Annotated in this window: 16 protein-coding genes; 8 read left to right on the plus strand and 8 right to left on the minus strand. The window is 61.9% G+C overall.

What is annotated here, in order from left to right; translation table 11 throughout:
- Nucleotides 1-20: 20 nt before the first annotated feature.
- A complete protein-coding gene (locus LZC95_15470; GenBank protein WXA98228.1) occupies nt 21-881 on the plus strand; it encodes a hypothetical protein in 861 nt (286 codons plus the stop codon).
- A gap of 1,255 nt (nt 882-2,136) precedes the next feature.
- Here LZC95_15470 and LZC95_15475 read toward each other — a convergent pair.
- A complete protein-coding gene (locus tag LZC95_15475) occupies nt 2,137-3,849 on the minus strand; it encodes a hypothetical protein (GenBank protein ID WXA98229.1) in 1,713 nt (570 codons plus the stop codon).
- A gap of 485 nt (nt 3,850-4,334) precedes the next feature.
- On the opposite strand from LZC95_15475, the gene LZC95_15480 reads away from it, so the two are divergent.
- The 6 genes from LZC95_15480 to LZC95_15505 all read left to right on the plus strand — a co-directional run bounded on the left by LZC95_15480 (nt 4,335) and on the right by LZC95_15505 (nt 14,473).
- A complete protein-coding gene (locus tag LZC95_15480) occupies nt 4,335-5,012 on the plus strand; it encodes a hypothetical protein (GenBank protein ID WXA98230.1) in 678 nt (225 codons plus the stop codon).
- Between the two features lie 86 nt (nt 5,013-5,098).
- On the plus strand, nt 5,099-6,961 hold the full coding sequence (locus LZC95_15485; GenBank protein ID WXA98231.1) for a hypothetical protein: 1,863 nt from the start codon (nt 5,099-5,101) through the stop codon (nt 6,959-6,961).
- A gap of 982 nt (nt 6,962-7,943) precedes the next feature.
- Complete coding sequence (locus LZC95_15490) at nt 7,944-9,449, plus strand: hypothetical protein (protein WXA98232.1); 1,506 nt, start codon at nt 7,944-7,946, stop codon at nt 9,447-9,449.
- Nucleotides 9,450-9,883: 434 nt separating this feature from the next.
- Nucleotides 9,884-11,689, plus strand: a complete 1,806-nt coding sequence (locus LZC95_15495) for a hypothetical protein (GenBank protein ID WXA98233.1) — start codon at nt 9,884-9,886, stop codon at nt 11,687-11,689.
- The gene (locus LZC95_15500; protein ID WXA98234.1) at nt 11,690-12,718 is read left to right on the plus strand and encodes a flippase-like domain-containing protein; all 1,029 of its coding nucleotides are present in this window, start codon (nt 11,690-11,692) and stop codon (nt 12,716-12,718) included.
- Between the two features lie 63 nt (nt 12,719-12,781).
- Nucleotides 12,782-14,473, plus strand: a complete 1,692-nt coding sequence (locus LZC95_15505; GenBank protein ID WXA98235.1) for a hypothetical protein — start codon at nt 12,782-12,784, stop codon at nt 14,471-14,473.
- On the opposite strand, the gene LZC95_15510 is transcribed toward LZC95_15505, so the two are convergent.
- The gene (locus tag LZC95_15510; protein ID WXA98236.1) at nt 14,444-15,778 is read right to left on the minus strand and encodes a hypothetical protein; all 1,335 of its coding nucleotides are present in this window, start codon (nt 15,776-15,778) and stop codon (nt 14,444-14,446) included. The two genes, LZC95_15505 and LZC95_15510, sit on opposite strands and share 30 nt — an antisense overlap.
- Nucleotides 15,775-17,217: a hypothetical protein gene (locus tag LZC95_15515; protein ID WXA98237.1), complete on the minus strand. Its 1,443-nt coding sequence runs from the start codon at nt 17,215-17,217 to the stop codon at nt 15,775-15,777. Before LZC95_15515 ends, LZC95_15510 begins: the two co-directional genes overlap by 4 nt.
- 159 nt (nt 17,218-17,376) lie before the next feature.
- On the opposite strand from LZC95_15515, the gene LZC95_15520 reads away from it, so the two are divergent.
- Nucleotides 17,377-20,508 (plus strand): hypothetical protein, encoded by a 3,132-nt coding sequence (locus LZC95_15520; protein ID WXA98238.1) that lies wholly within the window; start codon nt 17,377-17,379, stop codon nt 20,506-20,508.
- A gap of 3 nt (nt 20,509-20,511) precedes the next feature.
- On the opposite strand, the gene LZC95_15525 is transcribed toward LZC95_15520, so the two are convergent.
- The 5 genes from LZC95_15525 to LZC95_15545 all read right to left on the minus strand — a co-directional run bounded on the left by LZC95_15525 (nt 20,512) and on the right by LZC95_15545 (nt 24,714).
- Nucleotides 20,512-21,939 carry a TolC family protein gene (locus tag LZC95_15525; GenBank protein ID WXA98239.1) on the minus strand — a complete coding sequence of 476 codons (1,428 nt, stop codon included), beginning with the start codon at nt 21,937-21,939 and terminating at the stop codon, nt 20,512-20,514.
- An 88-nt stretch (nt 21,940-22,027) separates the two neighbouring features.
- The gene (gene accC, locus LZC95_15530) at nt 22,028-23,371 is read right to left on the minus strand and encodes an acetyl-CoA carboxylase biotin carboxylase subunit (GenBank protein ID WXA98240.1); all 1,344 of its coding nucleotides are present in this window, start codon (nt 23,369-23,371) and stop codon (nt 22,028-22,030) included.
- A gap of 7 nt (nt 23,372-23,378) precedes the next feature.
- Nucleotides 23,379-23,852 carry an acetyl-CoA carboxylase biotin carboxyl carrier protein gene (gene accB, locus LZC95_15535; GenBank protein WXA98241.1) on the minus strand — a complete coding sequence of 158 codons (474 nt, stop codon included), beginning with the start codon at nt 23,850-23,852 and terminating at the stop codon, nt 23,379-23,381.
- On the minus strand, nt 23,849-24,358 hold the full coding sequence (locus tag LZC95_15540; GenBank protein ID WXA98242.1) for a 3-dehydroquinate dehydratase: 510 nt from the start codon (nt 24,356-24,358) through the stop codon (nt 23,849-23,851). Before LZC95_15540 ends, accB begins: the two co-directional genes overlap by 4 nt.
- On the minus strand, nt 24,358-24,714 hold the full coding sequence (locus tag LZC95_15545) for a hypothetical protein (GenBank protein ID WXA98243.1): 357 nt from the start codon (nt 24,712-24,714) through the stop codon (nt 24,358-24,360). Before LZC95_15545 ends, LZC95_15540 begins: the two co-directional genes overlap by 1 nt.
- Between the last annotated feature and the right edge of the window lie 139 nt (nt 24,715-24,853).

A 24,853-nucleotide genomic window follows, 5' to 3' on the forward strand; every position in this document is an offset into this window, starting at 1 on the left:
ACTTGACCGAGGAATTTATCATGGAAGCAACGACCTACGGTGGTGCGGCGGCTGCTGCGCAGGGGACCCCTGCAGAGGGGGTCCCGATTCCGTGCGAGCGGTGTGCAGCTCCCATGCGAGAGGAGACCTCCGACGCCGCGCAGGGCAAGATCACCGTCAAGTGCGGCTATTGCAATTCGCGAGAAGAAATGCCAGCCGACGCTGCCGAACGAGTGATGGCCTTACGGGCTCGCCTCAAGGAGATCAAAGCAAAAGACGATTACCTCAACGCGCCTGCTCTTGCCATGGGACGGCTCTACGTGGTGTACCGCAAGTACATCCTCATGGCGATGGCCGCAATCGTGGTGTTTTCGGCGTTGGATGCGCCCGAATACATCAGAAGATTTCGTATAATCTTGGATCCAGCTACTGGGACTCCGATCGACGTGCAGCAGGAGATCGTGAACCAGCAGATCGTTTTTTTCGTGATGACTTCTGGAGCGTTGTTTGGCGTCGGTTTTGGCTATATTCGTCTACTGCGCGCGTATCATAGGGCCATGCTGCCTCGACTTCGGGCGCGTGCACCGCTTCAAGTGGGATCGAGTGCCCGATGCCGATGCTGCGGAGCAGACCTTCCAGCGAGCATGGAGGCGTTCGTCGCGTGCACGCATTGCACGGCGCAGAATCTTCTCACAAAAGAGCTCGTGAGGAACCGGATGGCTCTTCTGCAGAAAGAGATTGAAGATTACAAGGCGCGAACCCACGAGATGGTCGAACGGACGAGTAGGTCGGTAGCTAACTACCGTACGTACTTGTATCCATCGATCTATGCTGCCGTGGGCATATCGGCGACGATCGGCATCGCCATCCGCATCGCCATTTGGAGTAAGTACGGTATCTGAGGGCATGCCCAGATCGCCTCCGTCGAGGCCGAGCTGCCGGTACTTCGGCTATGAGGCCGTACGACTTGACTTGGCAATGTGGTGACCAGCCGTTCATCCCTACCGCACTAGGACGAGCAAGGGGGCACGGTGTCGACGCGATCCTCGAGCGCGGAGTGGGCGCTATCCTGGATGAAGAGTCGCTGGCACACAGTTCCTTTCAGTCGACGTCCGCCGCTGCGATCTTTTTGCGCTAATGACGATTATCGTGTGAGCGCGGCTTTCAGAATGGTCTTTACGAGCAATCCGAGAAGTTGGAAGAGAACGGCACCGGCCACGAGCCCGATGCCGTAATACCATCCTACATTATCCGCGACGGTGTCGACCCGTTTCTCCGTTTCCGCCTTGGCACGGGCTTGATACTCGCGAATCTCCTCCTCGAGAAATTTTACTCTATCGCGGATGAGATCGTCCGAGACGAGATTCTGCGCAGAACAATGTCGGCATGGGGCAAGTACACCGACGGGGGAGTCGAGCTCTCCACCACAGCATCGGCAACGTGCCCGGAATCCTGGTTGCATCGGCGCACGGGCTTTCATGCTTGGTAGCTCGGACATGATATAAAGCCGGCGAAGATAGAATATGTGCGCGATCGCGAAGCCAAAGAGCGCGCCGACCTCCGGGCGAAATATCGTCGCGCGAACGGCATCCGAAATGAGCTCGACGCGGGTCGCGTGCGAGTGCTCCGGATTCGCTGCGAGCTCTCGTATCTGCGAGAGTGCCGAGGGTAAGAAAACCAGCGGCGGAGCGACTGCCGCGGCGAGATATAGCCAGCCGACACGGTTCCCGATCCAGGTAGCCCGTCGCGGTGAGATCTCTTGATCCCGCTGTGCGTCCCTGATCTGCTGTAAGCGTGCACGGAGCTTTTGCACGCGCGGTCTCATTCTGCGGGGCAATCCCTCCCGTAATCCACAATACGGACAGATGACCATGACAGCACCGCGCTTTTCTCCCGGCGCCTCCTCCCGCATCGCTCCCCCACAACGACGACACGGTATCGGAATTCCTTCTGCGGATTCCGCGGCCGGCGAGCGTTCGGACGAGGCAGCGTCAGTAGGTTCCATTTCCACGTCGACCATCGTTACCATGAATGCGACGCACTTTCCCAAGAGGTCGAAAATTCGCGACGTGACGACGGGTGTCTGCCGGGAGAAGACTCCGTACGGCGCCGATGCTAGTTTGATAGGGAAGCTGGCTTGGGGCTAGCAAACCCCCTTCACGGTCCGCCATCGGGCCCCGTGGGAGGAACGCCGGCGTCATTGTTCGGATGACCCTGTGCCTCGGTCCAACCGGGGCACCAGTCGATGGTCCCTCTTTCGAATCGACTGATCGCGCCTCCTTCGCATGTGCTCGAGGATTCTTGATCGGCGGTGGGCATACCCAGATCGCCTCCGTCGAGGCCGAGTTGCCTATACTTGTCGGCAATGAGGCCGTGCACTTCGTGTGCGCCGTGCTCGAGGTTCCACAATATGATGCCGTATTGGAACTCACTGATACGAGAGCCGTCGGAATGGCTATCCGCTTCGCTTGCCCGCGGGGAGCCGAGTACGCCTCGGGTTCCGGAATAGGCGACCCACTTTTCGCAGATTTCGCCGTAGACGCGATGGCTCGGTTGCCCGTTTACGAAGTGGACGTAGTTGCACCTTCGTGCATCGCCGGAGAGCATCGCCTTGAGCCATCGATTCCAGGTGTCGCCGGGGGTTCCGTCGCGACCTGACTCCTGCGTGGGCATGCCGGCCCAGGATTCCGTGTAGCCGTTCCAGGCCGTGAACGAGAGCCCCGATTGACCCAGACCTCGGATCGCGCCCTGATCGTTGCGCCAGATATCGTCATTGCCGTAGACGTACGGCTCCCCGAAGATGGTGGCGTTGTATCCTGCGGTAATGTCGAGAATGTAGGGAATGCCCGTTGCGATCCATGCTTTCGCCTCGTCGTGCTTGGCCCAGAAGCGGTCCTCGTCGGGGCCATCCATATGCAGAATTTCACTCAAGAAGGGGCGTATGGCGAGAACTTCGCGTGTATCTTTCAGAATGGCCCCGGCTCTCTTCGGCACGAGGTAGTAGGTATTCGCGCTCGCGCCATCTGCCGGGGTCGCATCGAGTGTGAACCCTACGTCGACGCCCGTGTCGCCTTTGACGTCTTCGGCAAGCTGATGAATCCACGATGCGAACGTCGAATCGGCATCGGGGTCGGACGCGGCGATGGCCTTCGAGCAAACGTGCATCAGGAGAACGGCGTACCGCGGCTGAAGTTTGGAGTCATAAATCTGTGCCCATTTCGATGGCCACTTGGGATTCGCCGGCGAGACGATGTATCGATTCACCAGATCGTCGATCGCTTTCCGAAGGTGATCGTTTCGGCCGAAGTCTTCCGGAAAGCGTACCTGCGGAGAATTTGGCGTGGCCGCGACGTCTTCGATGACCGGAATGATCAAGATGTCGCGTTTCAGCGCAGCATCGAAGAGTTCGTCCTGGGCGTACGTGGACGTTTGCATGGGCGCGTAGGGAGCCCAGTTGTCGCTCCCGCGTGGGCCCCACGTGGACATGTCGATCACGTTGAATCCAGCCGAGACCAATTCGTCGAGCGCGAAGTCTTGATACGATCGACGCTCCGACCAATTCAAATGCCGCGAATCGGCCGGATGTACGGTGTAGTAGTGCCTGTTGTCCACCGGGCTGTATTCGTAATATTTGATTCCATTTTGCCAACTACCCGCGAAGAAGAACGCGCTCTTCATCGCGGTGCACGAGAATGGGGCGCTTGCGAGAAGCCCATGTTCGGTACAATCTTCGACCCGCGCCGAGAGGTTGGCGGCGTTCTCTCGGCCCAATGCGTCAGGTAGCTCCTGGCTGCAAGCATAGGTGAACGCGATGAAGACACCGAACGTCGCGCAGCGTGAGCGTGCGGAGAAACATGGCTTCCACGTCATGAAGGATCCCCCGCTCGTTGATACAAAGGAACGAGCTGGTCCACCAGGCCATCGCTAGGGCTTGGCGGCTATTGCAACCTTTTTGTCCCGTGCCGTGTGGTGGGGAGTGGTGTGATGTTGCCTGGTGTGCGGCCACTTTCAGGTTGACGACGAGGCTTTCGTTCACCTGCGCTGCCCTTCCTCTTTCGAATTGGGTGAGAGTCACAAAAATAGGAGTGCAGCTCTCAAGAACTCGCGCAACGTTTGGCGTGGCTGGTCGATGAGCACGTTCGAAATATGAAACGCTGCGGGACGGCCCTGATTTCCATGTCCCGCTTGGCTATCATCTGGCACGATGATCGGCACGTGCTAGTCGTTATTCGCCGCTACGGCGGTATGGTCTTGGAATTGCGTTGCTGTCGCCTATGCGAACCATTGCAACGAGTACTTGCCTTATTTTGACCTGGATGATGTCTGCCTGCTCCTCTTCGGTCGACGACCCTCCCGTGATCTGGAAAGCCACGAGCGAACGCATCGAGATACGGAGCTTCGGTTTCTGGCAGGGATCATCAGGGTACGATCAAACACGGGCCAAGCTTTCCCCGGCGCAGCTCACTGCGCTGGAAGGGCTCCGCGTGATTCCCCACCCAACGGGAGAATCCGTGGACGCGACGAGCTACCGGGTGCGCGTCACCGACCAGGATGGATCCGTGGTCGAGTATCGAGCTGCCCTCGACAACAAAGTGGACTCGGACGAAGGCCCGGGCGCATTGCCTGCGATCGATATCGAAACGCTCGCTCCCTTTCTAAACACATTCCAATGCATGAGCGCGACGGAAACGCGCGGCGACGCGGTGCCGACCATCCACGACGACTCGGGATGCCTTCATGGCATTTTCGTGCCCGATGCCTGCAAAGACATTACGCTGAAATGGCAGAGCGCCTCGGCGGGGGATCATCGGCTGGAACTCGCTCGGTGCTTCGATACAACGCGCATTCGCGTGCTGTCCGAGGACGGCACCATCGAGCTGGGCGCTGGCGCCACGGCTGTTGCGCCAACGTGCGCCAGTCTCGACGTTCACCTCCAACAGCCGGGCACGTACCGTGTCGTGCTCGAGAAGCGCAACGGGGCAGGGTGCAATGCAGGCGGCGGCGCAGGTGACATGATGTTGCGCGTCCGATGACGTTCGTCTCTTCTCGAGTACAATGCACGAGCTGAGGATCCATGCGATTGACGTCTTTGCTTCCATTGGCTTTCATTCTCGTCCCCATGTTCCCTCTGGCGGCGTGCCAGGAGGATCCGGTCTCGCCGCCCCCTCCACCCGACGGAGGACCGCCTCCGCCTGACGGGGGACAACCTCCGCCCGATTGGGAAGATCCGCCGGACCTCACCGGATGCGTCGACCTGACGAAGCTTCCAACGTGTTCCGAGGATGGGTGGTGCTGGGTCGACCCGCTGCCGCAGGGATTTCGAATCCAATCCATGCACGGTATAGCGCCCAATGACATGTGGGCCGCCGCGAGAGCCGTCCTTCATTGGGATGGCAAGTACCTCCGACGCACATACTTCGACCCCGCGATGGATTTTCAGGGCGTCTTTGAGACAGGGCCCCACGAGGTCTGGGCAACGGGCAAGTCGACGCGGGAGAGTGGGGTAGGGGCCATCGTGCGTCTACGAGACGGCGTTCCCGAAACGATGCGGGCGACGCCGTGGTATGTCATCTCGGGAACGGGTCAAAATGATCTCTGGTTTGGCGGTGCATCGAAGACCAGTCATTGGGATGGCAGCAAGTTCACGGATTTCGCCATCCCCGACGATGGAACCGCCCTGTCGCTCGACGCGACCGGAGAGCAACCCTGGCTCGTAGCGGCCCATGCAATCGTGCCACGCGGTACGTATACCAGACTTTACTCCTTTTCGAACGAGAGATGGGTCCCTCGGAGCGAAGTGCCCTTCAATCCGAGTGCGGTGCACGTCTTTCCTCCGAACGAGGTGTGGGTCAGCACCCAAGATGGCGTAGGAAAGCTCGGATCGCCACTCATCCATGCCAACGTGCCATTTTATGGATATGGCGCGATTCAAGGCGCATCTTCAAAGGACTTCTGGGTGACCGGGCGCGATGACTCGAGCGCGCGCACCATGCTTCATTTCGATGGTACGTCGTTGCAGCCTTACGCGTATCCAGGCGCTTCGTCGCCGACGTCCATGTTCTTCGGCGGACCGGGCTGGGGTTACGTTGGTGATGGTCGCGGCGAGCTGCTAAGGCTTCGCAGAGAATCCTTCGTACCGGTCACGCGCCCACCCATGCCATCTATTTTTGGAGAAATATGGGGAACTGGCCCAAATGATATATATATCGTCGGCGAGATCTCGGCACTTTCGCGGCGCGGTGTGGCCATTCATTGGGATGGTTGCCAATGGAAGGAGGTCGACTTTGGCCTGGGTCCGCTGGGAGAGTTCTCGGATGTATGGGGCAAAGGGGATGAAATCTGGATCGTAGGTCACGACGCCCAGAAAGGCTTCCTGCTGCACAAAGACGCATCGGGTAAATGGACTCGCCTGGCAACACCGCAAGACGCCCCATACGAGTCCGTTTGGGGGGCCGCCTCGAACGACGTGTGGTTCGGCGGGCCGACGTTCATGCATTGGAATGGTTCCACGTTCGAGACAGTGCCCAAGCCATCTGGCTCTTCCTCGTTCGGCGAACTGACGGGTTCCGGAAGCGACGATATCTGGGCGATCGCGCGCAGCCAGGATGCACCGCTCTACCACTACGACGGGCACGCGTGGACGCAGCAAGTCGAGAAGTACATCGAGCTGGTTGCCCCGGTTGCAAAGAACGACGTCTGGGGCTGGAGCGGTTTTCGTCGCACGCTGCAGCACTTCGATGGCCGCAAATGGACCCCCGTCGAGCTGCCCAACGACGATCCCAAGCGCGACGTGTTCGGGATCTGGGCAAACGGACCGAACGATGTTTGGATTGGCGAACAGCTGCATTGGGACGGGACCGCGGTTCGCGCCGTAAACAGCGACACCGACGCCCATCGGATGTGGGGTGATGGGAAGAACACGTGGTCGCTGTTGAGTGGTGGGATCCGGGTGCGTCGAGGACCGGGCAACACGTCTCGCTAGTGCGGATTGGGGCGACGGAGAGGTTCATCTTGGCCACGGGGCCTCGATGTCCTCTCCTTGCCCATTTGCGGCCGGACATCGCGATCAGGGGCGCGACGAGAGCATCCGCGCCGCAAATGGCATGAATTCGAGCGCGGCTATCGGCCACCGCGTGTGAGAAGTTTCTCGAAATAATTCGCTGCATCGTATGACCGTACGATCACGAGTGAATCGAAACTCCGTTCCTTCTCGCGTATATCCCTGCGAAAATTTAGCTTGGCCCGTCGCTTGCTAGACGTTCTTGACGTAAGGATCAAATGACTGCGCTTATATCTCTATCTTCCTTAATCGCTGTTTGACGCGACGACGCGCGCTTGCCGTTCGATGAACACAGGTTGAGGTTTCCCTGCGATTGACACCGAAATGCTGAATCGCTCGAGCTCAATGCTTCGATACGATCCGCATTCGCAGGCTCGAGGAAACGCAATCGCGCTGGACGCGATGCAGATTGCCTCGTGGCCGATCTGTTTTGCGAGTCCAATAAAGTTCGGCTTTTTCTTGATTCCACCGCAAGAGCTCAGGAGCCATGCGACTAACGTCTTTGCTTCCATTGGCTTTCATTCTCGTCCCTATGCTTCCGTTGGCGGCGTGCCAGGGCAACTCGGTCTTGCCGCCCGCTCCGCCCGACGGAGGACCGCCTTCGCCGGATGGGGGAGAGCCTCCCCTCACGGGGTGCGTCGATCTGACGAATCTTCCGACGTGTTCCGAGGACGGCTGGTGCTGGGTTGACCCGTTGCCTCAAGGTTTTCCGATCACATCCATTCACGGGCTAGCACCCAATGACGTATGGGCAGCCGCGGAGGCCGTTCTGCATTGGGATGGCCAACAACTCCGACGCACTCACGTCGACCCCACGATAAACTTCCAGGCCGTCTTTCAAACGGGGCCCCGCGAGGTTTGGGCAACGGGCTGGTCGACGCGGGAGCCTGGGGCAGGGGCGATCGTGCGTCTGCGAGACGGCGTTCCCGAAACGATGCGGACGACGCCGGAGGATGTCGTCTCGGGAACCGGTTCGAATGATCTCTGGTTTGGCTACGGATCGAAAACCACCCATTGGGATGGCAGCAAGTTCACGGATTTCGCCATCCCCGACGATGGAAGTGCCGTGTCCCTCGATGCCACCGGAGAACGACCCTGGCTCGTCGCGAGCCATTCAGGGCAAACGCCACGCGACCCTGGGCATCGCGTACTTTACTCCTTTTCGAACGAGAGATGGGTCTCGGGCCAAGGGTTCTTCGATCCGAGATCGGTGCGCGTCTTTCCTTCGAATGAAGTGTGGATCAGCGCCTTTGGTGGCGTAGGAAAACTCGGCTCGCAACTCATGCAAACCGACGTACCGTTTTTTTCGTATGGCGCACTTCACGGCGCGTCTTCAACGGACTTCTGGGTGCTTGGGCACGACGATTCGAGCAAGACCACGATGCTGCACTCCGATGGCGTGTCGTTGCGGCCTTACGCGTATCCAGGTGCCTCGCTGCCAGCCTCCATTTTCATCGGCGGTCCTGGTTGGGGGTTCATCGGTGATGAACGCGGAGAGCTTCTTGGTCTCCGCGGAGAGTCCTTCGTACCCGTTACGCGCCCTCCCGTGCCGCATGTGGTACGGTATGCAGTTGGAGGGGCGTGGGGGACCGGCCCAAATGATATTTATGCCGTCGGCCAGTTGACGGCGCCTTCGTGGCACGGTGCCGCTATCCATTGGGACGGTTGCCGGTGGAAGGAAGTCGACTTTGGGTTTGGCCCACTCGGAAAGCTCTCGGACGTATGGGGCATCGGGAATGAAATTTGGGTCTTGGGAGAAGACCCTTGGATCTTGGGGCAAGAGCAGAAAGGGTTCTTGTTGCACAAAGACGCAGCGGGCAAATGGAATCGCCTGGCAACACCGCAAGACGCCGGATACGAGTCCGTCTGGGGGACCGCTCCGAACGACGTGTGGTTTGGCGGGCCGACGTTCATGCATTGGGATGGCTCCACGTTCACGACTGTCCCCCAACCACCTGGCTTACCGCCGTATCCCGCGCTTGACGACATGACTGGCTCGGCGCCTGATGATATTTGGGCGCTCTACCACGGAGATATCGCGCCGCTGTTTCACTACGACGGCCGCGTGTGGACCCGCCAACTCGAGCAGTTCATCGACGTCATTGTCTCCGTTGCAAAAGACGATGCGTGGGCTTGGAGTAATCATCGTCATACGCTGCTACACTTCGACGGCCGCAAATGGACCCCCGTCGACTTGCCCAATGGTGCTCCCAACATTTACGCGATGTGGGCAAATGCGGCGAACGATGTGTGGTTTGGTGAACACTTGCATTGGGACGGGACCGCTGTTCGCGCCGTAAGAGGCGACGCCGACGCCTCGCAGATGTGGGGCGATGGCAAGAACACGTGGGCCCTGACCGGCAGGGGTGGAATCCTGGTGCATCGAGCACCGAGCAGCACGTCGCGCTAGCGCGGGTGGGACGAGGAGAGGTCGATCTTGGCCGTCCGGCCTTCGATGACCTCTCCTTGAACCGAAACTCCGCTCGTTCTCGCGCGGATCCATTGCGGAAATTGGCTTATTTCATCGTTTGCTCATTGTGAGAATCAAATGATCGTGTGTGCGTGCTTGACTTTATTGTCCGCCATTCCGTGCGGCACTGCGTGCTTGCTAGTTCGATGAGAATATGCTCGAGCTTTAGAGCGTTGACCGCATACGCAAGCGCGCTCGCCTTTGCCACGGCGAGCACGATTGCCGTCAGTCTCCTGGAGACGCCATTAACGCAACCAATCGCCATATTTGCGATATTGTCGAGTGTCGCGGCGGGGGCACTCTCGTGGCGCGCTTGTCCGCCCGAAAACGAACCGCCTCGAACGAGACCTCCTGGACTCGCCTTATCGACCGGCATGGCGATCTTTGCTGCCTTTGGGGTCGGGCTCTATGCGTTGTCGTGGGTCGCTGCATGGAGCAAGCCCGATCTGTCGTGGGATGGCAATGCCTATCATATCCCGACCATCAACCTCTGGTATGGGCGTGGATACATTCATTGGATTCAGCCCGTCTACGATGAGGGGGCTTCCTGGCGATATGTCATCAACGATCTGTTCAATGGCTATCCGAAAGGATTCGAGGCGCTGGCCTTTCTCTTGTGCCGGGCGTTCGGCTGCTCCAATCCAGTCAATACGTGCAACCTGATTTTTCTTCCCCTGGGCGTCCTGAGTATCACCGCCATGGCCGAATGCCTGCGTGTTTCGAGACCCATCGCCTGGGTGTGCGGACTCGCATTCTTGCTCGTCCCCGTAAATGTGAGTCAAGGACCGACGACCTATGTCGATTCGGCACTGGGGTCGTGCATCGCCACGGCATGCGCCGCCACGCTGCACGCCTGCTCGCATTATTTGCGGATGCGTGGTCGTGCCACGGCTCCTTGGAAGACGCTCGTTCCGTTGGGGGCCAGCTTGGGCCTCGCCATCGGGATCAAGGCGACGGGGCTTCCGCTGTCGCTTCTATGCATCACCGCGGTCGTTTTCGGCAGCGTCGTTGCAACCTTGAGATCCGGTGACACGCTACGACTTTCGACGGCTCACCGTGTCCTGCCCTATCTGATCGGCGTCGTTGCAATGACGCTGGTCGTCGGCGGGTATTGGTACGTACGAGATTACATCTACATGAAGAATCCGCTTTATCCGGTGGAGCTTCGCGTGGCGGGTCACGTCGTGTTTCCCGGGAGACCATTGAACGAGGTCATCGCGGAGGAGAACAACACGCCCGCTCTCATGGCTCATTGGCCTGATTGGAAGCGGGTTGGGTATACGTGGCTTCAGGGAATCCACGCCGATGGTTGGCCCCGATCCATCAGGTACTACGATGAGCGTGAGGGAGGACTCGGGTTTCTCTGGCTCCTCGCCGGCGTTCCGGCGGTCGTGTTGTGTGTCCTCGATAGCGGTCGAAGTCTCGTAAGGCGCGGACTGCGCGGTACGGACGATGCGAATCTCCTTTTCTTGTTGCTCCTTTGCGTCGTCGGGCCGCTGTTCGTTTCCGCGCCCATGCATTGGTGGGCGCGATATACGGTGTGGCTCCACGCTGCAGGGTTGGTCGCATTGTCACTGACGCTCGAGGCTTTCCGTTCGAGCGCGAGGCTCTGGCCGCGACTCTCTGCAGCGGTATGGGCCATCGTGATCGGGGCGGTCGCGATGGGGGAGGCCAGCTACACCTTTGCGTGGGCCGCAATGACTCCGCACTTCGTCGGGCCGCTGCGCAATCCTACGAGCTTGCGCGAATTCTTCGCCGCGCTCACGGATTACGACAGAATGTACATGTTTCCGTTCATCCAGCCGATCGGGCAGGCGGCACTGAGCCATCCCGGTGCCGTGGCGATCAACATGCCGGGTCCCAGATTGGGTGGGCTCATGGGCATGATTTCCATGCCCCTCGGCGCAAGGAAGATCGTTTTCTTGTCCGAGGAAGTTGCGGCGGACCCCGTGCGGTTTCGCCAATTGCGTGAAGAGCAAAAGATTCGTTACGTCTTTTGGTGCGACAAACCCATCCTTCCGGGGTTGGCCGAGTTCACGAGCAACGAGCGCGGACCTCGTTGGGAGTATCAACCCGACTATTGGTACGTGCTCGACGTAGGCCCGATGCCGTCCGCGGCGGATGCGAACGAGCTACCAGCAGATGATGATGCGCCGCGCGCTTCGAGCCAGGGTAATTGAATGCACACCGACACCCATGTGAAATCGGCCGGCATATCCCGGAAATGGCTGCGCCCCGTTGTGGCCATCGTGGGCTATGCGGTCATTGCGTATTTGGCATTCCGTGCCATGGATCGCACTCGCATGGCCGAGGGCTTCGCGCTCTTGCGCCCGCAGCATCTGGTGCTCCTTCTCGGCATAGCCCTTCTGCACATTGCGGGACGAGCGTTTCGTTACCATCGTCTATTGCTGCGAGCCCGACCCCATGCGACGTACCGGTGGGCCGACGGATTTTTGATTTTTCTCATTGGACTGAGCACATCAGCGGTTACACCGGCTCGCGTGGGCGATCTCGTCAAAGCCAAGTTGGTGCGGCCCTTCGGCATCGGAACCAGCTCCGGAGTCGGCTTGGTGATGATCGAGCGCGTGCTCGACCTGCTCGTCATGTGCCTCACCATCGTCGGCATGGGCATGGTTCTTTCGGATCGACCGGCAAGCGGAGCCTGGTCGCGGACGGCCGCGTTGCTGCTCGTGGTGTTGATCCTCGGGCCAGTGGCCATCGGTCACCACCCGATCCGAGGGTGGGGGATCCGCGTCGCGGCACGGGCGCTTCGCGCGGTGCGGCCATCGCTCGCCTCGAAGGTCGAAACGACGTCCGGCGAGCTCTTTGGCGTTTGGGATACGGTATTTGCGTCGCCGGCGACGTTTGCGGTGTATGTCGCCTCGTCCTGCGCGGTATGGGCCCTGGATTTTTGCAAGCTCTGGCTCGTCGTGCGAATGCTGGGTGGGCAAGCCTCGCTCGCGGTTTGCTTCTTCATCTACCCGGTGTCGCTCCTCGCCGGCGTCCTGACGCTCCTTCCGTTTTCAGAAGGCGTCGTGGGGGTCACCGGTGTGGCGCTTCTTTCTTCGATCGGGCAAGTGGACAGCTCCACGGCGATCCTCGCCGTCGCCTTTGATCGGAGCGTGTCGAGCATTCCTCCATTGGTGCTCGCAGGCGCATTTGCCTTGGCGTCCCGCCGGCGGGCCCAACACGGGAGCCTGCGCGAATGATTCGGCACGGCCGGACGTTCCCTACTTGACGGAAGCTCTCTTGTCGAGCGTGCTGTGCCACGCATGAGCAATGCGAACACGCCGCAGTGGGTCCGAGTGTCCCGCGCTTTGGCGCTCCTCGTTGGCGTCGTCCATCTCATCCTCTTGCTCTGGGTCATCGCCGAGCGGCGACGCTACGGCATCGAGCTCGAGTGGATGAGCGGCGGGGTCTCGGATCACATCGAGCGCATTCTCATGGGTAAGCCGCTCTACGTCGCCCCGAGCGCGGAGTTCATTCCATATATCTATCCGCCACTCCACCTCTGGCTCAGCGCAAAACTCGCGGCTTTCACGTCCATCGCAAGCGCGTCCGTGTTGGTCTCGATTCTGGCCACTTGCGCCACTGGGGCGTTCGTCCACCGCGCATCGCGAAAGCTGGGGGCTGGATCGTACTGGGCCCTGATTGCGGTTGCACTTTTCGTTGGTGCCTATTCCATCACGGGATACTGGTACGATTTGGATCGCAGCGACTCCCTCGCGGTGGCGATGCTGACGGGGGCGCTCGTCGTGGCGCTCGGGTCGGAGACCTCCATGCGTATGGCCGCGACGGGCGCGCTTCTCGCGGCCGCCTTCTTCGCCAAGCAACCTGCACTCGTTTTCTTCGTGATCGTCGTCTGCGTACTCGCGCTCGTGCGACGCATTCGCGCAGCGATCGCGATCAGCGTGGGCTGGCTTGTCGTTTGGTGTCCCGTCGTCGCGATCTTGACGCTCTCCACGGATGGCTGGTTCTGGTTCTATTGCCTGAAAATGCCGGCGGCGCACGGCATCAGTGCCAAACTCATCACGCTCTTTTTCGTGATCGATGCCACGGATGCTTTTGCAATCAGTGCCGCGGTCGTCGCCGTTTTGGTGAGATTCGGGCAGTCCATCTTCGAAACATGGCGGAAGAAAACGGCCCTTCCGGACAAGGACGATGCCCTCTCGTTTGCCTTCGTATTGGCTGCATTCGTGGCCTCTGCGACGAGTCGGCTGCACGTCGGAGGTCATCGAAACGTTTTGATGTTTTTCACCACGTTCGGATCCATCGCGTTTGCCGTCACCGGTAGCCGGCTCACCGCTCGAGAAGATTCGTCGCCCCTCGTTCGCGGATTGTTGGCAGGCGCTGCGCTCCTGCAGCTCGGGCATTTTTTGTATGATCCCGGTGAGGCAAGCCCGTCGAGCCGAAACGCGAGCGATGCGGCGAGCGTGGAGGCTCGAATTCGCGAGCTGGAAAAAAAGGGTGATGTGATCATGCCGGGGCGGGGGCACGTCACCGCGCGACGGCACTTCCACTTGATGGCGCTCGTGGACGTTTTGCGCGCGGGGCTTCCCATTCCCGACGACCTGGCCAAGGCATTGCGTGAACGGCAATACGTTGCCTACGTCATCGACGACTTCGACGAGTTGACGCTCGAACTCTGGTTGGGCCATCGAAGCGACGAACTGTACGACCTGGTCACGAGCAACTATTTCGTCGCGCAAAGGCTCGATGATCGGGCATCATTTCCCGTCATCGGGTGGAAAGCGCGTCCCTCGTGGATCCTTCGTCCGCGCCGTGTGCCGTTGACGGGATTGCCCATCGCGGCACTCGAGCGCCGTCAACGCATCGAAATCGGCTTGGCCGAAATGCGGATGCGCACCGTGCAAGCCGGGGCAGGTAAAGCCGATGACGGAGACGACATCGAAGACTTGGCGTCCAAGATCGATTCAGAGCGGGGGGGCGTGACGTCGGAATGAAACCCGCACGATGCGCCCTTCCGCGACGGCATCGGGCGCATGCAACGCCGTTCCGATGCGGAAGATCACGTCCTCCAAGGGTCGCAGGGCCAATTCTTCCTCGGCCTCTGCGCCGTTGACGCGGACACGCCCGCGGTGCGTGGGGGCGTCGTAGGACATCTCGATGTGAACCAGTGCAGGTGTCGCCACGTCTCCGATATCGCGGTAGCGGCCTTGCCCATCCGCGGCGAGATGGCCATTGATGAACGCCTTGGCTCCTTCCGCGCCCCCGGATATGCCGGCATCGAACACGCGGAAGCTCGGCTCGTGGCCCAGATTGGCGACGCCCAAGAAGATCGACGCATGACGGAGGTGCGTGACCTCGACGTCTGCGGCGATGGAGAACGATTCCAACGTATGCGTCGGCCCCGTGAGCGTGAAGCCACTGGCGCCCTGATCGATCGCGGCCACCCGAAAGGCGAGGCCATGGCCCGTCTCCATGGTCATCCGGGTGCGTCGCTCGTCCGCGCGCGTGACCCGCCACGATGCGGGATCGATGACTTTGCCGTTGAACGTATCGTCGACGTCGACGAAGCGCGTGTCGGGGTCGATGGGCTCGAACGCGATCTCGGACACCTCTGCGTCGATGGGGGTGGTGCGCTCCCGTGCGTACACGCCAAAATAGGGCCGAACGCGTGTGCCATCTTCCCAGAACACCAGGTGCGAGGCCACGGGGACGCCATCGACGCGCAGGAGCGCTTGACGGATGTCCGGGCTGATGCGGACGTCGATGTCGTGCCAAGCATCCGCGGCGTACGACGGCACGCGGGCCTCGGCGAGGACCTGATCGCCCTGCGCTTGCTTGCCAAAGGCGCCGAGATCTCCGACGAGCCGGAACACGCCGGGCGCGTCGCCGTTGGCCAAGCCGAATCGAAGCGTGCGCGCGCTGGGGCCTTCGGTCTGGAGCCCCAGCGCGACGTCGAAGCCGCCTTGGCCGGTCGTTCGAAGGCGCATCCGCAAACGGAGATCACCCATGCGAATCGGCGCGCCGATGAATTCGATGTACGACGCCGGCCCATTGGCGTCGGATTGCCCCGTCAGATGGAGCGCGCCTGCTTCGATGCGCTGCGAAATGCCTCCCTGGGAACGAACCTCGAACGAGCGCGCGAACTCCACCGGGGACGAAAATCGCTCGACCACCGGGGCACGAAGCGCCCGCGAGAATACCAACCACGACGTGGCGTGCGCGTAGAGCACGTACACCGCAAGGCCGGCGGAGATCGCGAGGAGCAGTCGCGCGAGTATCGTCCGAAGGTTCGGCATCATCTGGCCATGGCCCGACGCAGGCTCACGCCCCAGCACCCGAGGCATGCCATCAGTGGGACGACCAACGAAAGATACGCGGGCAAGCCGACCAACTGCCCCAGGTTGTAGCTGACGTCACGATGGGCGCCGGTTGCATAGGCATCGATCCAGTTGCTCGCAAGTTCGCCGCGCACGAGGGCGGGCAGGACGTAAGAATACAAAGGGTTCGTGCGGCCCGGATCCCCGAACGGGAGCATGGGAGTGACCGCGACGATGGGCAACATGATGAGCATGCTCACCAGAATGGCGAGCCCCGCGACCAAGGCCTGCCACCGTCCACGATCCGCGAAGTACGCGATGGGGAGGATCATGAATGGCAAAAGCGGCACGAGATGGCGCGGGCCCACGGCCAGGCCACCATCCCACGCGTAGTAGGACGCTGCGAAGGTGACGTGCAGGGCGATCAGCGCAAGCATGGACTTGCCCGCAGCTCCTGCAGTCCCCGAAGTGCCCCTTCGAATCCAGTCGCCGAAGCCGGCGAACATCAGAACCAACCAAGGGCAATAAAAGAATAGGCCTCGATAGGCGCTGACGGAGATGCCCCAGAGCCCCTCGCGCGTGGGGATTCCGATGCCGAACAGCCCCGAGCTCGTATGCGAGCGAAAAACAGGCTCCACGACGAACTGGTACGGCAACGCCAGCGGAGAGCCGTAACAGAGAAACGCATACGTCGCGTGCAGGGCAAGCGCAGGAACTGCCCCGGCGAAGACCCACCCGACGGTGGTGAGCCATCGGCGCGGAGGCGTATTCGCCAGCAGCGAGCAGCCGAGCACGATGGACAGAAAGGCCGTCGGATACTCCACGATCCACGCCCAAGAAATCAGTGCCCCAAAAAGCGCGAGGGCCCCGCGCGATCTCTCCGTTCCGGTCCCCTTCAAGAGAACGCAGAACGCGCCAAGCACCAGCGCAGCGGAGAGCTGATGCCCGAAGAGCATGGTCGAATAGGCAAACGCGGATGTTCCCCACGCATAACCCACGACCAGCAATGTCGCGGTTGGCGTGCTGATCGAAAGGCGCTCCGCAGCCCATCGGAGCAAGGCCGCCGCGAGCACACCCGGCACGACCGCGAACAAGATGACCAACACGTGAAGCCGCACCGCTCGCACGGCGGGCCGATCCGGATCGAGGTGCGCAATCTTCTCGGCCCCACGCATGAGACCGTAGGGCACGACGGCCAGCAGCGAGATGCCCGGCGCCTTGTCCGAGTAGTACTTCCCTTGGAAATATCCGTTGTCAATCGAGAGGGTATGATAGGGTGTGATATCCAAGGCGTGCCGCTCGACAATGGAGCGTGTGAGCGCGAGACGAACGTTCGTGTTCATGTCCCCGCCTTGATAAAAATATGCGTACGTCAGGGCGATGACGACGAAGACCCAGTTGCGGAGCGCCCAAGCACGCATCGGGCGTAGCTATAGCGAACCGAGCGAAGATTCTCCAAGCTTTCAGGTCTGCGCGCATCTGCGGTGTCCTCCGGCAGATGGCGTTGGAGCGCCAGGGATCCCCCATGACCCGACGATCGTGTTTCCCTCGATGCTCATGTGATGTAAAGACCTCCCGACGTGGTTACCGGAGAGGTCGTTGCCAAGCTGGCTGAGGAGCGTATTCGCATCGTACTCGGCGTTCTTCGAACGTACGCGTTGCGCGTCTGGAACAGCGATCGCCTTTTTCTTCTCGCGCTGACGGGGATGAATCTTTTCCTCGCGCGTCGAACCTTCGGGCGAGGCATTTGGGTCGATAACGACTCCATCTGTCACTACGCCTATCTCCGGCACCTGATTGAAGACTTCTACCCCGCAACGGGCACGTACATGGGATGGAGTCCCAAATTCAATTTGGGAATTCCATATCTCCTCTACAACACCCCGCCTCTGCTTTACGTCGTGACGGGGGCGACGGCGAAGATACTCGGCATCAGCGCCCTGGCTTCGTTGAAAACGTGGATCGTCGCCGCCTTCCTCTCCGTACCGCTGCTCGGGTATGGATTGGCCTGCACGTTCGAGGACGAGCCGGGCGATCTACCGAAGTTCACGGCCCTCACGCTTAGTCTCTTTTCCTCGGAGCTCTTCGGCCTCGAATTCTATTTCAAGAATGGGATGCTGAATCCCGCCTTCGCGGTCCCGCTGATGATGGGAACGCTCATCGCGTTTCGTCGCGCGCAGCGGGCGCCCATGCCGCGTGCCTTCATGCACCTCGCGTGGGGATCGGTGGTCTTTTGCGCCTGCGTGATGACGCATTTGCTCACCACGTACATGATGTGCCTGGCCCTCGCGGCATTCGTGGTGGGCGCAGGGCCGCGCAAAATGGGGAGCAGTGCCCTCATGATGGGCGTGCTGGTCGCCACCGGCATCGCGATCAGCGGCGAATGGCTGTATCCAAGTTTGAAGTTCGCCGCCAAGACGGATGCGGCCTATACCTGGACCCGTCCGGCCTTCGACACCGTTTCGGATTGGTTCGAGGGCAGCCTCATCTCGTCCTACCGGGTTGGCTTCTTCTCGTCGTTCTTCACGTACAGCACGTGCGGCATGGTGGCCATCGTCGCGGGCCTGGTGGGCATCGTCGAGCTGGTTCGCCGGCGGAATGGCGCCGTAGCGTCGTGCCTGATCACCTTCATTTTGGCCTTCTGGGTGGCGCTCGGTCCCGAGATTCACTGGCTGATCGATCTGCTGCCCATGTACCAGAATCTGCTCTGGTACCGCTTCATCACCCTGGCCATCCTCGCGTGGCTCTTCGTGGCGGCCTATGGCGCTTGGCGCTTTGCGAATCGCAAATTCCGCTACTACCCGCTGAACATGGCCATCCTCGCCGCGGGGGCGTTCTGGGCGTTCTTCGTGATGACCCAGCGCGCGGTCAAAGTGTACACGGCGGAGGAGTTTTCGCGCTTCGAGCAGAGCGTCGAAGAGGTGGCCGGCTGGCTCAAGGAACACGGCGACAAGCGCGGGCGCGTCTTCGGCGAGTTCTTGGGACAAGGGGCGGTGCAACCCCCGAGCGTCAACTACGTCCGGCACATGATTCCCGTGCTGTCGGGCTTCCGCGAGATCTCGGGCTGGATTTACGAGAACAATCCCGCCAGCCAGGTTTTGCAGAAAAAGGGGCCCTTCTGGCACGTTCCCTTTCCGGTCATCGATGAAGCGGAGACCTATGACGTCAAATACATCGTCGCGGGCACGCCTCACTTCATCCACGCGCTGAGCGAGGATCCGCGATGGCGGAGCGTGATGGAGACGCCGGACATCGTCTTGTTCGAGCGCGTTGGCTACGAGCCGCGCATGCTCACCGGCGAGGGGTACGACTCCAGCGTGACCGTGGACAAGTACTTGCCGGGCGGCGGGTACGAGTACGAGTTTGCCGTCACGCCCGTTACGTCAGCGGGGGGCCAGCACGGACGGCAGCTCGTGGTGAAAACCAACTTTTCACCGACGTGGCGCGCGTGGCTCGGAGACCGGCCGCTCGAAGTGCGCGAGAATCCCGATGGCCTCATCATCCTGGATTTGCCCGAGGCCATCTCCACCCCCGCGAAGATCAAGTTGGTCTGGGACATCAGCGATCTGCGCGCCAAGGGCCGCAAGGTGACCTTGGCCGGTCTCTCGCTGTTTCTGCTTTTGCTGGGTATCGGCTCGCTGAAGCGAACGAAGATCTTCGAACGCATTCCGCAGGCCATCCCGCAGACCCTCGGCACCGCGGGGCTCGTGCTCGCCACGGCAGGTTTTGCCTGGCATGCGCGCCATCTCGATCTCTCGAGGATCGGGCTCGGGATAGCCGATGGTCTTTCGGCGACGAGCGATCCGAAGAAGCTCGACGTGGGCTCGTACCACGATGAGCAGGAGTCGTATCCCGTTCACGTGTTGGACGAGGCTTGGGGGAAGCGTGAGCTTGCGGCCGACGGGCAACCGTTCCGTACCTTGAGTACCCAGAGCAAGGTGGCCATCTACGCGTTGTTCGACGAGGACGGCGGGCAGGATGGGCTGCTCGTGGCCGGGCAGCCGGCCGGCGCCCCCATTCAGGTCGAGTTCGTGGAACCTGCCGGGGGAACCACCGTCTGCAAGCTTTCGGGCAGCGTGGGGACCGAGATCGCCGTGCCGCCATCGTGCCTCGTGCGCGATCCGCATTCCGATGCGCCGGGCGTCGAACGCTTTTTGCGCCTCCAGGCCGATGCTGGAACGGCACTCAAAGTGGAGCGTGTCGAGGTCAAGAATCGCTTCGTCTTCGTTCAAGCCGAGAGCTTTCGCAATGTCGCCCTCTCGAAGGGGCGGCCCGCTTTCTATTCTCTGGGGCCGGTCGATCACTTCGCGTCCAACGGCTCCCTCATGGTCGGCGACGCCAAGCTGGAAGAGCCGATTTTGCTTCGTCGTGAGGTCGATCTGCCGCCAGGGGATTACACGATGTGGGCGTGCATCTTCGCGGTGCACGAGCGTTTCCGCGCGACCCGCGGAACGGTGAATTTCGATTTTGGTAGCCAGCACGTGGGCGCGGTCAATGGCGTTGGCATCCTGCCGATTCCGTTCTGGAGCCATGATGTGCAGTTTGGCTGGGCCAAGGTCGGAGACCTCGTGTCACATGGCGGGACGGAACGGATCTCGTTGAAGGTGACCAAGAAGAAGAGCGACCTTGCGGGTCTGTTCGATCTCGATGTCGTGGCCTTCGTGCCCCGGGCGCAACGCGAGCAACACGCGCAGCTCGAGCCGCGCAACTAGCGACTAACGGACGGCGCCGGGCGTCGCTGCGGCGTCCCAACCCGTCACGCGTGCCAGCTCGGCCAGCGCAATGTCGTAGTCCACGAGCGCGTACAGGTGATTGACGCGGGCCTCGAGGTAAAGCTGCAGCGGCTCGGTGAGGGCCGCGGTGTCCTTCGCTCCGCGTTCCACCTCGCCCTGTACCTTCTCGAGCCACCTCTTGGTGACGCCCTCGGCATGTCCGAACCGGTCTTCGCGCTGCCGCGTCTCGAGCACGACGCCGTAGGCGTTCTCCACCTCGACGGCCACGCCTCCGAGCGCGAGCCGCTGCAGCGCGCGCACCTCTTCGAGCTGCGCGGCTGCGAACTCGATGCGGGCCAGTCCCGGTAGGATGTCCGGCGTCCACTGCACCCTCAGCAGGGGACCGCCGAAATAAAAGCCGTTGCTGTTGAAGGGGTTGAAGACCCAGCCGTTCTGAATCTCGGCATTGCGGGCGATGTTGATCCCGGCGCCGAAGCCCAGCGCGATATCCGGAAACAAGCGCGCCTGCGCGAACTCGAGCTGCGCGCGGCGCGCCGCGATGCCGGCCCGTGCCTGGTTCGTATCCGGCCGATACAGCCGCGCCGCCGTGAGGTACGTCACGACGGGGGCGACGTCTCCTTCGGGGCGGCCGAGCGGCGCGTGTACGACGTCGAAATCGGTTTGCACACCGGTCATGAAGCGCAGCGTGCTCATGGAGACGGTCTCGCGCTTTCGGGGATCGCCTGCGCGCCACTCCAGGGTGTCGCGGTAGATGTCGAGTCGCGCGCGCGATCCTTCGTCGACACCGGGGTCGCCGCGTTCGAGCTTCTCGGTGATCGACGCGAGCACCTTGTCGATCTTGCTCGTCATCTCGACGTACGTGGCGCTCATGTCGCGTCCGAGCATCACGCCGTAGTACGCCCGTCGCACGTCGGCCCGCGTTTGCTGGCGGAATTTCTCGCTCTCCCACTCGCCGGCGCGAACTTGCGCCTCGGCGGCGCGGCCGATCCAGTCGATCTTCCCGAAGGTGTAGAGCGGAATGCCGCCGCTCAGGTTCATGCGGAACCAAGGATTGAAGCCGTCGGCAAAGCTCGTATTGAGCGCGTTGGAGGTGGCCGTCGTGTAAGGCGCCGCTCCACGCGCATCGGCGATGCTGGTCAGGCTCGCGCCGCCGCTCCACTGCCAAAAAGGCGTCCAATGCGCCTCGTCGAGTTGCGCGCGGAAGCCATCGATGCGCGCGCGCGCCGCCCACAGATTCGGGTGGTTGCGCTCCGCGAGCGCGAGGCACTCCGCCAGGGTGTACTGGCGCGGCTTGGAGGCGCCCGGTGCAGCGGTCGCGGTGGCGGCCGGCGCAGACTGCGCTGCGAGCAGGGAACCGCCTGCGACGAAAGCAGCAAGAACGAGAGAAAGAGCGCCACGCATCCGAGCCATCCGAGCGCGCGGAATCCTAGTACGGTGCGCGGGCACCGTACCAGAGGGCTCTTCCTCGTCTTCCTGGTCTTCGCGTCTTTCGCCGATCTCAGCCTTCGGCCAGGAGGCGCTCGATCGTCCGCGTCGTCATCGTCCCGTCGATCATCTCGCGGTCGTTCAGGAGACGCTTGTGAAGCTCGATGTTGGTGCGGATGCCACCGACGATGAACTCGTCGAGCGCGTGGCGCATGCGCTCGATCGCCTCCGCGCGGGTGGGCGCGTGGACGATCAACTTGGCCAGCAGCGAGTCGTAGTGTGCCGGGACGCGCCAGCCGCCGTAGACGCCCGAGTCGACCCGCACGCCGGTGCCGCCCGGCGGGTAGTACTCGGTGATGAGCCCCGGCCAGGGCGCGAAGGTACGCGGATCCTCGGCGTTGACGCGGCACTCGATGGCGTGCCCGCGCAGCGGCCAGTCGCGCGTGTCCGGCAGATCCAGCTTTTCGCCGGCGGCGGCGCGGATCTGCAGCTGCACCAGGTCCAAGCCCGTGATGGCCTCGGTGACCGGGTGCTCGACTTGAACGCGTGTGTTCATCTCGAGGAACGAGAGGTTGCCCTGCTCATCCATGATGAACTCCAGGGTGCCCAGCGAGCGGTACCCGGTTTCGAGGATGGCCTTGCGGATGACCTCCGCCACCTCGGTGCGCTTCTCCGGTGTCATCGCGGGGGAGGGGGCCTCCTCGATGACCTTCTGGTGGCGGCGCTGCATGGAGCATTCGCGCTCGCCCAGGACCCAGACGCCGCCGTGTTGGTCGGCCAGCACCTGGAACTCGATGTGGCGCGGCCGCTCCATGAACTTCTCGAGGTACACGTCGGGGTTCTTGAACCCCGTCTCCGCCTCGTGGCGCGCGCTGGCGAAGGCCGCTTCGACCTCGGACTCGCTGCGGACGATGCGCATGCCGCGCCCGCCGCCGCCGCCCGATGCCTTGAGGATGACCGGGAAGCCGACCCGCTTGGCCTCCTCAATCGCGTGCTTCGCGTCGCGCAGCACCTCGCTGCCCTGGAGGAGCGGCAGGCCGAAACGCACCGCATTGGAGCGGGCGGTGACCTTGTCGCCCCAGGCGCGCATGGCCTCCGGGGAGGGGCCGATGAAGGTCACGCCGCACTTCTTGCAGAGGCGCGCGAACTCGGCATTCTCCGACAGGAAGCCATAACCTGGGTGGATGGCTTCGGCCGCCGTGATCTCCGCGGCGCTGATGATCGCAGGGACGTGCAGGTAGCTTTTCGTCGCCGGGCCGGGGCCGATGCACACCGCGCGATCGGCGAAGCGCACGTGCAGCGCGCGCTCGTCGGCCTCGGAGTACACGGCCACCGTTTCGATCCCCAGCTCGCGGCAAGCGCGCATGATGCGGATCGCGATTTCGCCGCGGTTGGCGATGAGAATGCGCTTGAACATGCGCCCCTCAGGCCTTCTGAATGCGGAAAAGCTTCTGCCCGAACTCGACGGCCTTGCCGCTCTGCACGAAGATCTCGACGACGGTGCCGGAGCAGTCGGCTTCGATCTCGTTCATGAGCTTCATCGCTTCGACGATGCAGAGCGTCTGTCCGGGGCGGACGACGGAGCCTTTTTCGACGAAGGCAGGCGCCTCCGGGCTTGGGGCGCGGTAGAACGTGCCGACGAAGGGGCTCGTGATGTCGACGGTGTCGCCCGTGGCCTCGGACGATGCGGCGTCCCCGGCCTTGGCAGGCACAGGAGAGGCCGATGCGAGCGTCGCGGGCGAGGCAACCGGCGCGGCCACGGCGTAGGCCGTCGGCGACACCACGTGACCACGCACGATGCGCAGGCGGACCTTTTCGTCCTCGTGCTCGAACTCGGCGATGTCTTTTTCGTTCAGTACGTCGAGCAGCTCGCGCAGCTTATCGATATCCACAGTCACTTGGACCTCCCGCCGTCGTTGGACCATATTTTCAACGAAGTGACCAGGCCCGCGAGCGCCAGCAGGTAGCTTTCCCCTCCAAACCCGGCCACTCGGCCGAGACAAGCCGGCGCGACGCGCGAACGCCTGCGAAAGCTTTCACGCGCGTCGGGGTTGGAGAGATGGACCTCGACGCACGGGATGCCCGTGGCGCGCAGTGCGTCGTAAATGGCAATCGACGTGTGCGTGTAGGCTCCGGGGTTGAGCAGGATGCCGTCAAAATGACCGGGGGACTCGCCAATCCACGTCACGATGTCGCCTTCGTGGTTGGTTTGGCGCCCGACGAAGCTGCACCCGAGCTCGCGTGCGCGGGCATCGAGGCGCGTATGGATGTCGGCGAGGGTCTCCGTCCCATAGATCTCCGGCTCCCGCGTGCCGAGCAATTGGAGATTCGGGCCCGAGATGGACAGAATGCGCAAGGTGCTCGAGCCGCTCTTGCCTGGCTTGCCTGGTTTGCCTCGTGGCATCAGAGTTCGGCCAGGAGCTTGGGCGCGGCGGCACGCATCAAATAGCGCCCCTTGCCGAAGTTGCCGTTGGGGGCGATGGCCAGGGCCAGGAAGTACGTATCGCCGAGCAGGCGGATGACCGTGATCATCTTCTCCGTGCCCACCGAGATCTCGTGCGTCGATCCGGCCTCCACCATTTCTGCGGCGCGCTTGATTTGGCTGAGCACCACGCCGAACTCGATGCCGACGGTGTTGATGTCGAACGGGGCGCCGTCCTTCGTGTAGCTCTCGACCGCGATGCCGCTCGAGTCCATCAAGATGCCCGCGATTCCCCCATCCGTCTGCTCCACGATGTCACGCAGCGCTTCTTTGAACATGCGCCCAAGGTAAAAGGGAGGGAGGTTGCGGGTCAATCACGGTGAATGTCGTAACCTTGACCAGCGCGAGAGTGGCGGTCTAACGTCGCGTGGCACGCGGGCCAATTTCGGCCGAGCTTCCTCCCTGTTTTGACGTTGG

The sequence above is a fragment of the Sorangiineae bacterium MSr12523 genome, assembly GCA_037157775.1.
Taxonomy (GTDB): domain Bacteria; phylum Myxococcota_A; class Polyangia; order Polyangiales; family Polyangiaceae; genus Pendulispora; species Pendulispora brunnea.